Annotated in this window: 14 protein-coding genes; 6 read left to right on the plus strand and 8 right to left on the minus strand. The window is 39.5% G+C overall.

Annotated elements, in window-relative coordinates; translation table 11 throughout:
- Positions 1 to 46 precede the first annotated feature (46 nt).
- On the plus strand, positions 47 to 229 hold the full coding sequence (locus FL972_RS10945; protein WP_091651010.1) for a CPXCG motif-containing cysteine-rich protein: 183 nt from the start codon (positions 47 to 49) through the stop codon (positions 227 to 229).
- On the plus strand, positions 229 to 795 hold the full coding sequence (locus FL972_RS10950; protein WP_144605436.1) for a pyridoxamine 5'-phosphate oxidase family protein: 567 nt from the start codon (positions 229 to 231) through the stop codon (positions 793 to 795). The genes FL972_RS10945 and FL972_RS10950 overlap by 1 nt, the downstream gene beginning before the upstream one ends.
- Here the strand turns inward: FL972_RS10950 and FL972_RS10955 are convergent.
- The 7 genes from FL972_RS10955 to FL972_RS10980 all read right to left on the minus strand — a co-directional run bounded on the left by FL972_RS10955 (position 792) and on the right by FL972_RS10980 (position 11,006).
- Positions 792 to 2,969: a DUF5916 domain-containing protein gene (locus tag FL972_RS10955; protein WP_144605437.1), complete on the minus strand. Its 2,178-nt coding sequence runs from the start codon at positions 2,967 to 2,969 to the stop codon at positions 792 to 794. The two genes, FL972_RS10950 and FL972_RS10955, sit on opposite strands and share 4 nt — an antisense overlap.
- Positions 2,970 to 2,990: 21 nt before the next feature.
- Complete coding sequence (locus FL972_RS10960) at positions 2,991 to 5,378, minus strand: outer membrane beta-barrel family protein (RefSeq protein ID WP_144605439.1); 2,388 nt, start codon at positions 5,376 to 5,378, stop codon at positions 2,991 to 2,993.
- Positions 5,379 to 5,528: 150 nt separating this feature from the next.
- Entirely contained in the window at positions 5,529 to 7,709 is a 2,181-nt protein-coding gene (locus tag FL972_RS10965; RefSeq protein WP_144605441.1) for a cation:proton antiporter, read from the minus strand.
- 8 nt (positions 7,710 to 7,717) lie between these two features.
- Positions 7,718 to 8,674, minus strand: coding sequence for a calcium/sodium antiporter (locus FL972_RS10970; RefSeq protein ID WP_144605442.1), 957 nt, complete (start codon positions 8,672 to 8,674; stop codon positions 7,718 to 7,720).
- Between the two features lie 160 nt (positions 8,675 to 8,834).
- On the minus strand, positions 8,835 to 9,335 hold the full coding sequence (locus tag FL972_RS19520; protein ID WP_222116027.1) for a hypothetical protein: 501 nt from the start codon (positions 9,333 to 9,335) through the stop codon (positions 8,835 to 8,837).
- Positions 9,304 to 9,627 carry a hypothetical protein gene (locus FL972_RS19525; protein WP_222116028.1) on the minus strand — a complete coding sequence of 108 codons (324 nt, stop codon included), beginning with the start codon at positions 9,625 to 9,627 and terminating at the stop codon, positions 9,304 to 9,306. The genes FL972_RS19520 and FL972_RS19525 overlap by 32 nt, the downstream gene beginning before the upstream one ends.
- The gene (locus FL972_RS10980) at positions 9,624 to 11,006 is read right to left on the minus strand and encodes a mercuric reductase (RefSeq protein WP_144605443.1); all 1,383 of its coding nucleotides are present in this window, start codon (positions 11,004 to 11,006) and stop codon (positions 9,624 to 9,626) included. The genes FL972_RS19525 and FL972_RS10980 overlap by 4 nt, the downstream gene beginning before the upstream one ends.
- 203 nt (positions 11,007 to 11,209) lie before the next feature.
- Here FL972_RS10980 and FL972_RS10985 point away from each other — a divergent pair, with 203 nt between their 5' ends.
- The 4 genes from FL972_RS10985 (at position 11,210) to FL972_RS11000 (ending at position 13,030) form a co-directional block, all read left to right on the plus strand.
- Complete coding sequence (locus FL972_RS10985; protein ID WP_144605444.1) at positions 11,210 to 11,503, plus strand: hypothetical protein; 294 nt, start codon at positions 11,210 to 11,212, stop codon at positions 11,501 to 11,503.
- A gap of 120 nt (positions 11,504 to 11,623) precedes the next feature.
- Positions 11,624 to 11,947: a hypothetical protein gene (locus FL972_RS10990; protein WP_144605446.1), complete on the plus strand. Its 324-nt coding sequence runs from the start codon at positions 11,624 to 11,626 to the stop codon at positions 11,945 to 11,947.
- An 8-nt stretch (positions 11,948 to 11,955) separates the two neighbouring features.
- Positions 11,956 to 12,750, plus strand: a complete 795-nt coding sequence (locus FL972_RS10995) for a DEAD/DEAH box helicase family protein (RefSeq protein ID WP_144605447.1) — start codon at positions 11,956 to 11,958, stop codon at positions 12,748 to 12,750.
- 7 nt (positions 12,751 to 12,757) lie between these two features.
- Entirely contained in the window at positions 12,758 to 13,030 is a 273-nt protein-coding gene (locus FL972_RS11000) for a hypothetical protein (RefSeq protein ID WP_144605449.1), read from the plus strand.
- 50 nt (positions 13,031 to 13,080) lie between these two features.
- On the opposite strand, the gene FL972_RS11005 is transcribed toward FL972_RS11000, so the two are convergent.
- Positions 13,081 to 13,746 carry a DUF3575 domain-containing protein gene (locus FL972_RS11005; RefSeq protein WP_144605450.1) on the minus strand — a complete coding sequence of 222 codons (666 nt, stop codon included), beginning with the start codon at positions 13,744 to 13,746 and terminating at the stop codon, positions 13,081 to 13,083.
- Positions 13,747 to 13,812: the final 66 nt, after the last annotated feature.

Raw genomic sequence — 13,812 nt, forward strand, 5'->3', positions numbered from 1 at the left:
TTTTAAACTCTAATTCCTTTTTAGAAGTTAATTAAAGAAAAGCACTATGATCGAGCACTTTTTCCAATGCCCTTATTGCTTCGAAGAAATTTCTATGCTACTTGACCCTTCCGTCTCCAGGCAGGAATATATTGAAGATTGTGAGGTATGCTGCAATCCGATTCAGATCAATTTAGAATTGGAAGAAAACGAGCTTGTTTATTTTGAAGCCAACTCAATCGAACAATAATGTTATTTCAGGACAAAGACACCAAAGAGGAAATCTGGCAAGCGGTCAAACATGAATTGCATCGTGGTGCGCTGGATGCCAAGCACCCATTCCATTGGGTGAATTTGGGGACGGTTTCTAATGAATGTCCTTCTGTTCGGACTGTAGTTTTAAGAAAGCTAACTGAGGAGCTTCACTTTTTTGTTTATACAGATTACAGATCTGAAAAATGCTCAGATTTAAAGCAAAACTCCCATGCGACGCTTCATTTGTATCATCCCAAAAAGCAGGTACAAATCAGAATGAAAGTACAGACCATCCTTCATTTTCAAGATGGAATGTCGAATAAAATATGGCAAACTATTCCAAGTCACCGAAGGTCTGAATATACTGGGGATCAAGCTCCGGGAACTAAGATTTCGAGCCCAGATGATGGCTGGAAGGAAGGTGACTCCAATATTCACTTTTTTACGGTTTTAGAGTTTGTTCCTCATCAAATAGAGGTTTTACAACTATCCAAAAATGGACATTTAAGAATCGTTTTTAATGAAGAAAATGAATGGGATGGTAACTGGTTGACTCCCTAAACATTCCACCAATAGGTGAATTTCAAAACAATTGATCGGTTTTTGGTATAGAAAGGGGCAGGTAAATAATTGTCGGTATAGACTATAAACAAGTCAGAGGCCGGCTTAAATCTCCATTGAAACCTAGTATTTAGGTTGATGTTTTCAATCTGTTCATTGTACTGAACGAATGCCGTGAAAAAGACTGTATTGGTCATGGTAATATCCAGCCTAGGACCTACTAGCCAGAAATTGGTTGTATTCCAAGGCTCTGGAAGTACAATCCTGTTGTAATTGGTGCTCATTGCGATGCTGACAAAAGGCTGGAATCTATATCCCAATTCGCTGCTAAAGTTTAATCGATCACCATCGGCATAATAACCTCCCATTCGGGTGGAAAAGCTGTAAGTAAAAAGGCTTTGGGGTTTGGAGGTATACTCAGCTCCCCAGTTATTCCATTTGTGTGTAGATCCAGCTGGAAGAGTTTCTCCTGAGAAATTGGTCGGATCAAAGGGACGTTGTAGTCTCACGAAATCATGGCCCATCCAGACCGTAAGGTTACTTTGGCTTCTCCATCTCACGCTGTATGCGACATTAATGATTTTATCTGTTTGTTGGCCGGTAGTATTGAAGAAGAATGTGGTTCCGACATCAGGACCATGAGAAAGGATTTTTTCACTCTTAGGAAACCAACGATATCCCACTGTCGGGCTAATCTTGTAAAATCCATTCCTTGGCACGAAACCAACTTCCGCAGTATAATTTTCAGAAACATATTCATGTTGCCAGTTCCAACTGAGATTACCTGAAGCATACTTGAGATTTGCCGCATGAACAAATCCTTCTTGTGTTCCATCTGGCCCGAAGCTTTTCAGAACCATGGCTTTTCCAGTCCAGAGATTGTTTGAGGAGGCCAAGTTGTATTCCAATCCTGCATTTCGGTTGAACTGGCTATATAAAGGTTGCTCCGATTCGGGATCCGGATCGTAATTCAGAGATTGCTTGTTAATCAAAATACCAGTGATATTGGATCGTGCGCCTACCTGCCTTTGCAAGGCTAAAACTGTGAAGTTTTGAGAAGGAAGGCCATCTGATTCCACTTCCCCTGTTTGCATATTCATAGCTCCAATTCTCCAGTCTTTATTAATTTTCCCACTGAGTCGGGCTCCAAACTGAATTGGGGCATTTAAGCCTATCCTTCTTGAGAAAAATGGCCTAATTGTACTATAACCGAAATTTGCGAACAGGTCTCCATTTTCAAGGAAAAACTGTCTTCTTTCAGGAAAAAACAATTCAAATCTATCTAGATTGGTTACCTGCCTATCCACTTCTACCTGAGAAAAATCCGGGTTGACAGTTAGATCTAAATTTAAAGAAGAGGTCAAAGCAATCTTGGCATCCATTCCTACTTCTTTTCTGTAAATATTGCTGCTTTCAGATTCAAAATCTCGGGAAACTCCTCCCAAGGCATAAGGAATGATGGATACATTAGCTCCTGCTGATGGTGGAGGGTTATCCCAGACTAATATTCCAGTGTAAGCTAAAGATGCGGATGGGAATTGTCTGGGGACAGGTGCCCAGCCTGATTTTTCTGTAGCCTTCAAATCAAGCCTGGAAAAATTGATTCCCCACTCCTTAATTCCTTTTTTGTAACGGATGGATTTAAAAGGAATCGCTGCCTCAAATATCCATTTGTCTTCATAATTTTTGACTTTGGAAGTCCATTTATTGTCCCAGCTTAAATCCACACTCCCACCATTAAACATAATCCCGTCCCATTGTGCTCCTGCGGCATTTGCTCCAAACGTAAATCCATTGGTCTGATCATCAAATGGGTCCATGAAGAGTAAAAAGTTGTCATTTTTTCCGAATGAAAAATCTCTACGAAGCGATTCTACCATGTATGGCCCCTCCATCAAATGATGATTGACTACAATGATGTATAAATTTTGCTCATCGTAAGTCATTCGCACATCCGTTTGAACTTGCGCATAGCTAGTATCCATCGGGGTAATCATGAAAAAGTTGGTAGCTACTTCTGCCAATTCCCAAGCTTTTTCATCCAAAACCCCGTCGATGGTTATGGGAGAAACAGCCTTTTGGATAGGAAGGCGATAAGCAGCATTAATTTTTTGACCAAAACAGAATGCGTTGGTAAAGGCTATTAGAAGGAGAGAGGTTATAAGTTGACGCATTACCTTTGTTCCAATTCAGGCTTATGGCTTTAAGCGATAGCTAAATGTTAGATTTAATTGTCTTCGGATAAATTGAGAATCCCCCTCTGTGTAGAAATTGAAGCCTTCAGTAATGTAGCGGTTCCTTCTGGAGTTGAAAATATCATTGACAGTAAATATCAACCTTCCCCGGTCTGCTAAGATTTGTTTGCTGGCAGAAAAATCCATAAAAAAGATTCCTTTTCTCACCCCTTGGGCAGTTTTTTGGCGAGCATCATAATTTGATCTTACTTGAAGATCCCAGCCATTTTTGAGTGTAAATCTGGAGGTTTGCCTGGCTAAAAAAGAGGAGGTTTTAGCTTGAAATTCGGTCTGAATATTACTTCCGTCTATGGATGCATGGAAAAAGTTTAGATTTAGATCCAATTTCCACCAGGATTTGATTTTATAGTCAGCACTCAATTCCAGACCAAATGCTTGCTCTCCAGTAAGGTTGAAAGGTAAGGTGACTGAAAACCCTTGTTCATCCACAGTCCTGATTCTTTCTATTTTATCCTTGGTGTCTCTGAAGTATGCAGTTGTAAAGAGTGTTCCTTTTTCAAAGTACTTGATATGGCCTAGCTCCAAGGCATCGGTGAATTCAGGGTCTAAATCTGGATTGCCACTAAAAAAGTTTCTTTGATCAGAAAAAGTGACATATGGGCTCAAATCATTGTAGACAGGACGTCTAACCCTTCTTGAATAGCTCATTTGAAGAGCATTTTCCTTAGAAATATTATAGGTAAGATGGGCACTAGGGAATAAGTTTCCATAGTTTCTTGGATTTCTTTCATTGGTTTCTGAAAGAATGGTCTCTACATCGGTGTACTCCGCCCTGATTCCTGCCTGATAGCTCCAATCGCCACTTTTGTTTCCTAAAATCGTGTAAGCTGCAAGAATATTTTCATTGTATATAAAAATATTATCCAAACCAGGAATTGGATTTAACTGACCGCTTTCGTTCTCTTCGGAGACAACAAAATCATTTTTCATCTCCCGAAAGCTAGTTCTGAATCCGGATTCAAACTTACCTTCCGCTGAAATGGGCTTTACATAATCCAACTGAAGGAGGTATTGGTTTTCATACTCATCGTTCAAGGAGGTTTGAACAAGAGAGTTTAATGGCTGATTATTACTGTTAAATCTATTTTCGGTAAATAACTGATCAGAATTTTCCCAATAGTTCAAATAGGTAAAATTGGCATTTAATTCATGTCCTTTCTTTTCGAAATTCCGCTTGTAGTTTAAAGAGATTTCTGAATTGGGTTCCTGCTCTGTTTCATCTTGCCTTCTTAAGCTATAGCCTAAAAAATTATTCAGACTGTTGAGATAATCTTCATACCGTATATCTGTAATTCTTCTCGCATCACTCCTTCTCCAGAGATAAGATAGAGTCAATATGCTTTTTTCACTGAAGAAATAATCCAAGCCACCCCGGATTGAATTATTGAAGCCTTTGACCTTACCGGAATTATTCTGGATTAAAATCTGGGTCTGTCCATTTTCATATACTTCTTGATAGAGTTCACTCACATAAGGCTGATGCCTTCTAGCAAAGCTGTAATTGACAAACCAATTGATCCTCTTTTTGCGATAATTTAGGTTTGCGGAAAATCCTAAATTCAAAGGAGTCCCTCCAATCACCTCAAAAGATCCATTGATTCCTTGCTGATTATCTTTTTTCAGAATGATATTGATGACGCCAGCCATTCCTTCGGCTTCATATCTCGCTGACGGGTTGGTGATCACTTCCACCCTTTCTACCATGTTAGCCTGTAATTGTCTGAGTCCTGCGGCTCCCTTAAAACTGACTAATCCAGATGGTTTGCCGTCAATTAAAATCCTGACATTCGCAGATCCTCTTAGACGGACATTTCCTTCGGGATCGACTGCAACTGAAGGTAGGTTCATTAGGATATCTGAAGCTGTTCCTCCTGCATTTGCCAAATCCTTCCCGACATTGAATATCCTCTTGTCCAGAGATAATTCCATGAGAGTTTTTTCGCCCTGGACTAAAACTTCTTCCAAATCAGACGCAGAAGGAGACAGCAAAATTTCTCCTAAATCCAGTGTGTTGTTGTTTTTTTCTAATGAAAACAAGCTGGTTTTTTTCGCTTCAAAGCCCATAAACTCTACAAGAGCATAGAATTTTCCATTTGGTAGTTCAATGGAAAATTTGCCATTATCACTAGTAATTCCTCCCCCAATTAAACTATCCTTCTCCGAGTAAATAGCAATGGTAGCAAATGGCAAGGCTTTTCTTGTACTTTGATCGAAGACATTCCCTTTGATTTTTCCAGTATTTTCCTGCGCAAAAAGTGGAAAGGAAAGCAAAAGGATTATCAGGAAAAACGAAAAGTTCTTCCCAAAAAAGGGTGGAAACGAGAACATAGGTATAGGCTGAGTTTATTGTTTCAAGTTAAAACAATAGCCCCATTTGAAAAATGAAATTTATTTCTGTGGTGAAAAAGTGGCATCTATAAACCAAAAACAAATAATAATTCTATGGTTTTCAAATTCTTGGTCTTTCCGAATTTGGAATTAGTTAGCCTTGGGGATATTCCCTTTTTGATTTTTCCCCTTTTTAAAAATCTTATTTACAGCCTGAGAAATTAACTCCATCTGATCCAAAGGACCAGGAAGCGTGCTGTGAAGAAAATCCATAGCAGGAAAAGAACCTGAGAATGGTTGATTAGGATATACCAGTAAAAAGCTTTTTTCTTTCAGCCAGCGGTTGACTAAATCCGGCAACTCTTCCATTTTGGGATGGTAAGAATGGTTACCCTTTCGGCTTAAAATCAAGATTACAAAATCATCTTTTCTCAGTTGGATATGGAGATTTTCTGGTTCCTCCCAACCGGCAAATTCTCTAAACTCTATTCGGATAGGATTATTAGCCAGAATTTCCTCTATGTATTCTCTGGATGGTTCAGAAACATAGAAAATCATTCTTGCATGAGAATTTTTTGCCAGGTTCCATATTTTAATCAACCAAAAAGGAAAGCCTAACTCCTGCTCTGCCTTCGGTGGAATGATCACTAAAATCCTTCTTTGGCTGGAAAAAGGGCTGAAAGGGCGATAGATATAGGTAGTGGTGTTGACTTTATTCAATAGCCCTTGGGTAAGATTACCAAGAAAAGACTCATCAAAGGGTTGCTGCACGTGTAATCCTAAGATTAAATCAGTGGCTTTATTCTCATAAACCACACTGGAAATCCCTTTGGAAACATCCGTGTCATATCGGAGCAATTCATACAAGTTATGATCCGTAGCAGCAGCCCTTTCACTGGCCCTATTGAGCGTTTTCTGGGCTTTTACCTCAGCATTACTATCCTGCTGTTCCGGATTGATAATGCTGAGAGCATAAATCCCGCTTTTAGAGTCTGGAGATTTGAGATTGATCGCTAAGTTGATCAATTCCTCTGCAGTTTCCTCATTTCTGACAGGAACCAAAAATCTCTCAGGTAAATCTGCGACGTTTTGGTCAGATAAATCACTTTCACTGATCACTATGCCTTTAGCGCCTCTTTGTGCTTCGATGGATGCAAGAGTGCATGTGATTAATATCATCACAATGGTGCCATTTAAGATACTTTCAGGCAACAGACGAATGGCTTCTCCTGCATCGTTTGTTCCAATGATCAGATTATAACCAATCAATACCGCAGCCAAGGTGGCGGCTGCCTGAGCATTGCTTAGTCCGAAAATTACCCTTCTTTCATTTGTACTATAATTGAAGATTTTTTGAGTACCTAAGGCAGCCAGATATTTGGCTAAGGTGGCGGTGACAGTCATGACTACGGCTACTTTGATAGTTTCCTCATCCTGAAAAAACACCCTGAAATCCACCAACATTCCTACTCCAATCAAAAAAAATGGGATAAATATGGCATTGCCTACAAACTCCACTCGGTTCATTAATGGCGACGTCCTTGGAATTAAAGGGTTGAGAGCTAACCCAACCATGAATGCGCCAATGATTCCCTCCAGGCCAGCCATTTCAGCCATTAATGCTCCTGCGAAGACCAAGCCTAAAATGAACACATATTGAAGGATGGCATCCTCATTAAATTTCAAGAACCATTTGGCAAATCGGGGCATTACCCAGAGAACGATCGCAGAAAAAATCAGCAATGAAACCATTAGCTTGATCCAAAAAATGCTACCTACCTGCCCTTTACTCATGCCAACAATCACCGCCAAAATCAATAAGGCAAGGGTATCTGTAATCAATGTACCCCCAACAGCTACCGTAACAGCACGATTTTTTGTGATTCCCAGCTTTGAAATAATCGGATAAGCTATGAGGGTATGTGAAGCAAACATACTTGCCAACAATACGGAAGAAATCATGGACAAATCCAAAAGATATAATCCTACCCAAGTGCCTAGCCCCATAGGGATCAAAAAAGTCAGCATTCCAAAGACCAAACTCTTTTTGCTATGAGACTTAAAGTCTTGAAAGTCTATTTCCAAGCCTGCCAAAAACATAATATAAAGCAAGCCTGCTGTGCCTGAGAGAATTATTCCACTGTCTCGCTCCATCAATCCAAATCCTTTGGGACCAACGATAGCTCCGGCGACAATTAAGCCCAGAAGTGGAGGGATTTTAAGACGAGTGAGAAGAAGAGGCGCTAAAAGAATGATGACCAGAATGATCAGGAATTTCATCCCCGGATGGGTAATCGGAAAATCAAAACTCAAATCAGCGAGTAACATCATGCTTTAAATTAGATTTCTCCGCTAATCAGGAATCCTGTGTATACTAAATATGCCAAGAGCAGCAATAATGCCTCCCATTGATCCAACTTTTTTCTCTTGCCGGTAAACATGGCAAGAAATAGAAAGATGGTTCCACCGCTCAATAAAAGTATATCCATATTGAATGATGGGTTATACTCCAGTGGGCGAATGAGGGAACTTACGCCTAATATGAGTAAAAGGTTGAAAATATTAGAGCCTACAATATTGCCAATGGCTATATCTGCATTTTTCTTCATGGCGGCTACAACAGAAGTTGCCAGTTCGGGTAGGGAAGTACCTGCTGCCACGATGGTTAAACCAATGATTTTTTCGCTTACTCCCAATGTCTGAGCCATGCTGACTGCATTATCTACCACCAACTTTCCTCCACCAACCAATCCTGCTAAACCCAAAACAATTAGACTCCAAATTTTCAGATTTGAGTAAGGAGGGATTTCGCCTGATGTTGCTTCCGGGTCTTGTTTCAACTGGGTAGCCACGTAATAAAGAAATGCCAAGAAAAAGGCCAATAAAATGAAGCCTTGAACTCTCCCTAATTCAAATCCTGAATCATAGAATAAAGAACCCACAAGAACAGGTATCAATATGGCCGCAAAAAGAGAAAAGGGAATTTCTTTCCATACTGTACTGGATTGAACGGCAAGGGGAGTGATTAGCCCTGCTATTCCCAGAATCATGAAAAGATTGAAATTATTAGAGCCGATAACATTACCAAAAACTATTTCAGGATAGTTTTCTGTTGCAGCTATTGCATTTACAATTAATTCGGGAGCGGAAGTACCAAAGGCAACGATGGTTAAACCAATGGCTAAATCAGAAACATTCTTTTTCTTGGCAAGTACAGATGCGCCATCCACCAACCAATCGGCACCCTTTACCAGTAAGACTAAACCTATCACCAAAAGAATCAGAGAAATTACCATAGTAAACTGAATAAAGGGTTAAAGATTCTTTTGAATATTTCCGCAAAAATAGAATTAAAAAATCCGATGATTTCAGTCTTTTCGATTATTTATTTTTTGAAAAAAAGAGAGAAAAAACGCTAATGTCGTTTTTCACTGTTATCTTTTGATTTTAAGTGTTTTAAAGCTTGTTTTTCGGGTAAAAAGGATTGCTTGTTCTGTTTTTAAAACCGTGTGCTCCTGCATACAAGATGATAGTAACTGCTCCGGCGGAAGAAATCCATTGAATTTCCTGAATTGCTCCCCAATGCCTTACCGCTATGGCTATCAAAGCCCAAGCCCCAACCAAGGCAAATTCCCTCATATTTCTGGTATAAATCATCCACAGATTTAAAGCCGTGGCGACTAGTATCGTTATCAGGGTCCAAGTGAGTTCATCCAATCCTCCCGTCCAATTTATTTTTGCTAAATAGGCTGAAAAATTAGCGATGGTAGCTACCGCAATCCATCCAGAGTAAAGACAAATTGGCCACCAAATCCAGGCAATGATAGTTCTTGGAGCATGCCAACGCTCCATATTCAGTCTTAAAACAACCAAGATTAATGCGCCCAGAATGCTTATCATTATCAGTACGCTAATCCCCGTTTGCTCAGTCAACCAAAAAGCAAAGCCAAGCTCCATTAAGCAGGTTGGCAATGATTAAAAATGGAGCCATTTTGGGTATGAAATCGCTTTGATTCTTTGTAAAAGAGGATTTGATCAAAAAGATAGCCTGTGCTGTTAAACCCAGGAAAATCAAGCCCCAAATAGAAAAAGCGTAGGAAGCCGGCGTAAAGAGATTTTCATATTCCCTGCTGAGCGATCCTACCGTATTCCCATTTATTCCAAGCGTATTGACTGTGTAATTCCAATAGATCAATCCTATTAAGACCAAAAGATTGATGATTGCATAAATTTTATCTGAAATATTCATGAGTCCAGCGGTTGTAGAGACTGTAAAAGAGTGGGGATCAATTCGGCAACGGTGGGATGAGTTTGGACAGAATTCATCAGAATTTCATAATTGATTTTGCCATACATAGCCGTTAGAAATATTCCTATCAATTCATCTGCACCTGTTCCGCATATCATCGCTCCAGCAATGAGGCCAGTACTTTTTTCTACCAAAACTTCCATTTTGCCTTGAGTTTCTCCTTTTTCTTTAGCCCGATTTATATCTTTCATCAGCATTTCAGCGTGGAGGTACTTTTTAGAAGCTTTCAAAGCCTCTGATTTATTGATTCCAGCCCGAGCAAAAGGCGGGTCAACATACAGGGCATAGTTGAGAATGCGATCACTGACTTTTTTCTTTTTATTTCCTGAAATATGATCTTTTATAATCTCAAAATCATGGTAAGCTGTATGCGTAAAGGCTCCTTTACCATTGCAGTCTCCCAAGGCGAAGATCCCTTCCTTATTGGTTTGTAGGAAATTATCTACTTCAATATAGCCGTGTTTATCCTGATTAATTCTAGCAAGCTCCAACTGTAATAAGTCTGAGTTGGGGATTCTTCCTGTTGCAAGCAATAGATGGGTACCGCGGATTTTTCGTTCTTTCCCTCCGCAATCCATCTGAACCTCCACTTGGGAATCTCCCCAGTTTTTTCCTGAGAGGCAATTGGCGTTTAATTCAAACTGTATCCCTTCAGTTTCCAGAATTTGCTGAATCATTTCCGAGTGATCATCATCTTCCCGATGGATAATTCGTGGTCCCTTTTCACATACAGTTACCTTACTACCGAATCTTCTAAAAACCTGAGCAAACTCCAACCCAATGTAGCTTCCTCCAATGATGATGAGATGCTGAGGGACTTCCTTTAAATCAAGAATACTTTCATTAGTAAAAAATCGAACTTCCTCAAATCCTGGAATAATTCTGGGTCTGGCACCAACATTAATGTAGATCTTTTCGGCTTTTAGCCTATGATTCCCAACAGCTACTTCTTTGGGGCCTGTGAACTTTCCGATACCCTTGAAAAGAGTGATATTGTCATTGCTTTCAATTCCGTCTTGAATCCCATTTCTTGAGGAGGAGATGATTTTTTCTTTCCTTTTCCAGATTTTTTCTAAAGAAATAGATGGATTCTTTTCCGTAAAAACCCCCAATTCAGATGCATGATTGATCTCCCAAGCCCTCCTTGCAGAGGCGACATAAGTTTTGGTAGGGGTGCAACCAGTATTCACACAAGTTCCGCCGAGTTTGCCCTTTTCTATCAAGGCTACTTTTTGCTTTTTTGAAGCTAGAAAAAAAGCTAAGGGATTTCCGGCTTGTCCGGAACCGATGATGATTGAGTCAAAAGTTTGAATTTCCATCCTTAGAAAAATTGGTTTGTTCCTTCAATTTCGCCTAAATGACTCAGGAATAAAAAAAATGAGGATTGAATCCATGTTTTTTCTTTTTTTGTGAAAACGAAAAATATGTTCCTAGATAGAATATTTTTCTATGACAATTTTTGTCAACTCATTGAAAATCAGAAAAAAGGAATGTAAATTCATAGCCCTTTAATTTTCAGGCTATGGAAAATCTCATCTACCAAGCTTTTGTCAAAAAAGCATTTGAAAATTTAGACTTCGTGGAACAGGAAGTCATGCAGTCTTTGAAAGAAATAGCTTTATCCGGCGAATTTAAAGACATCAAGGATTTGGTGGAGATGGAAGGTCTGGAGTTTATGCTAAGCGACTTTGACCGGGCAAGTGATCCGAATATTCACATCCTGAGCTATTTGCTCAAAAGTATTATGATTGCCAAGGAGGATTTAGAGGCTTGGAACGGAAAAGAATTTTTGAAGATTGATTCTGCATCTCAATAGAAGTTTTAGTTTAATTTTAGTACTCTTTTAATTCAAACTATTTAACGACACTTAGTGTCAAAAACTATTTGCTAAGTTTTTTATTGAGTAAATTTATCTACGTAATCAAACGGTAAAATTATGTGGATAGCCAGTAAAAATGGCTTTTTGTCGGTGGTTCAGCATCGTGAAAAGCCGGATCAGGTAGTAGTCAGAGCGAGAGTCCGAAAGGACTTGGAAGCGATTTTTCATGAAGGTTCTATTATAGAAACGCCAGATGGGGATTATCGATTTAGAGTATTTATCAGCAAGCAGGAAGCGGTGGCTTTAATTGCCAAACAAGTCCAGGATATCGATTATCCCAATTTCAAAAATGCAATCGCTCAGACTCCACAGCAACGGGATAAGTTGAGTGCCTATCACGATATCTGGACTGTTATGTGGAATTATGCTCAAGATAAATAAGAAAGTCTATGAAAATCACCTTTGTAACCGGTCCTGGAGGAGTAGGGAAAAGTACCTATATCGAACAGTATTATGCCGGAAAAGAGCAAGTATGTGTTTTTAACATAGCCAGGAAAGCCAGAGAACTGTTTGGGAGCTACGAGGCCATGGAGAACAGCAGTCTTGAGCTTCAAGCAATCAATGAATCATGCACAGAGGCCTTTTTTGCATTAATGGATGGGGAACATGTGGTCGTGGAATATCATACGGATGGCTTTGATGATGGGCTTCACGCTATGCTGAAAAAGGCTAAGTCCCTTCGCATAGAAACGGAACTTATTATGCTTACCACAGATGCAGAGATTGCTTGGGAACGAATTCAAAAAGCGAGATCCGATTATTATCCCTCTGTGAATTCCAAAGAAGATACCGAGCTAGTTTTTATGGGGGTTTTGGAGGATGTAGAGTTCAATTTGGATTTTGAGCGGATCTGTGAGGTCGGGTCGGAAGGAGGATCACTTAGCTTTTACCGTTTCAAAAGAGGAGATGAGGATCGCTTTTTTTTCACAACAGATGAATCGGGCTACTTTGACTTTGAACCCAGTTATGAGTTTGAGAAGATAGAAGGTGTAAATTATTCTGAGGATTTTTCAGATTTTCCTACAGCTTTCGAAAAGTTATTGGAGCAATATTCCATTTTCAGACTGTTTCCTCTGGAGGTCAATCCCAAATATAAAAAAGAGTTTCGAAGAGCATATCAATATTTTCTTTCCTTGGCGGCTGTAGAAGAAGTAAATCCAACTTGGAAGGATTACTTAAATTGAAATTCATATGAGCTATCAGAAAAAAGTAAAAGAAGCTTTTGAGACCATAGAAAGCTCAAAAATCCAGGTATTTACGGCATTGGTGAATGTGGCAATGAATTCAGAATTCAGTGATGTAGATGAGCTTTTCGAGGAAGGAGAACTATTTTCATTTAAAAGCAGTGATTTTGATCATGCGACTGATCCAAATATTCTGAGTCTTTTAGCCGTAGTAAAGGCATTGGAAATAGCCGAGGAGGAAATGCTCACCTGGAATGGTTCAGGATTGATGGATGATTGAGTAGACGGTCAGATTAAAGGTGTTTCGCTTTTAATAAACCCAGACGCATTTTATTTCCCTGGCAGAATTCCCACCTTGATGCCAATGGTCAGATGAGGAACGGAGTCCCATCCGTCGAACCGATAGCGATCCCCAAAGCCGAAGAAGTTTTCTAAGAACTCTCCGCTTTGATTTTCGGCTAATTCTACCTGTCTGATCTGTCGGTAGCGTCCACGGAATCCAAGTCCTCCAAAAGAGTCAATCAGAATGTTTTCTGATGTATAGACCTGTCTGCCAAATTTGACTCCACTTCCAAAAACTCGGAATTGAATCTTAGCCTGATCATAATAAATAGTTTGCCCGGTATGGTTGTATTTATCATCGGTTCGGGTAAAGTCTTTATTGACAAAGAAAAATTCGAGAGCCCAATAATTCTTTTTGGTGTAAAATTTCAGCTCGTTCTTAGTTCGCCAAAGTTTAAAATCTTCATTTTTTCCTCGGTCAGCTTTAATTCCAAAAATCCCTCCATTCACACCTATCTCAGACTGAATACTGATTTTGTTGCTGAAAAAGTATTCTAGGCCACCTTGAAGAACAATCGTTTCAGGTTCCAAAAAAGCTAAAGGGGAAGTCTTTACTAAAAGTTGCCTTTCTAAGCCTAAATCCTGCTGGGCATGGGAGGTGGTCATTATGCCAACGGTCAAAGTAAATAATGCTGAAATTATTTGAAGTTTCATCTGTTTATATTTTGATTTTTAGAGGTCAGATGGAATGCCCAAAATAATCATCCCCCTGTGTGAGAT

Source organism: Algoriphagus algorifonticola (assembly GCF_007655305.1).
GTDB lineage: Bacteria > Bacteroidota > Bacteroidia > Cytophagales > Cyclobacteriaceae > Algoriphagus > Algoriphagus algorifonticola.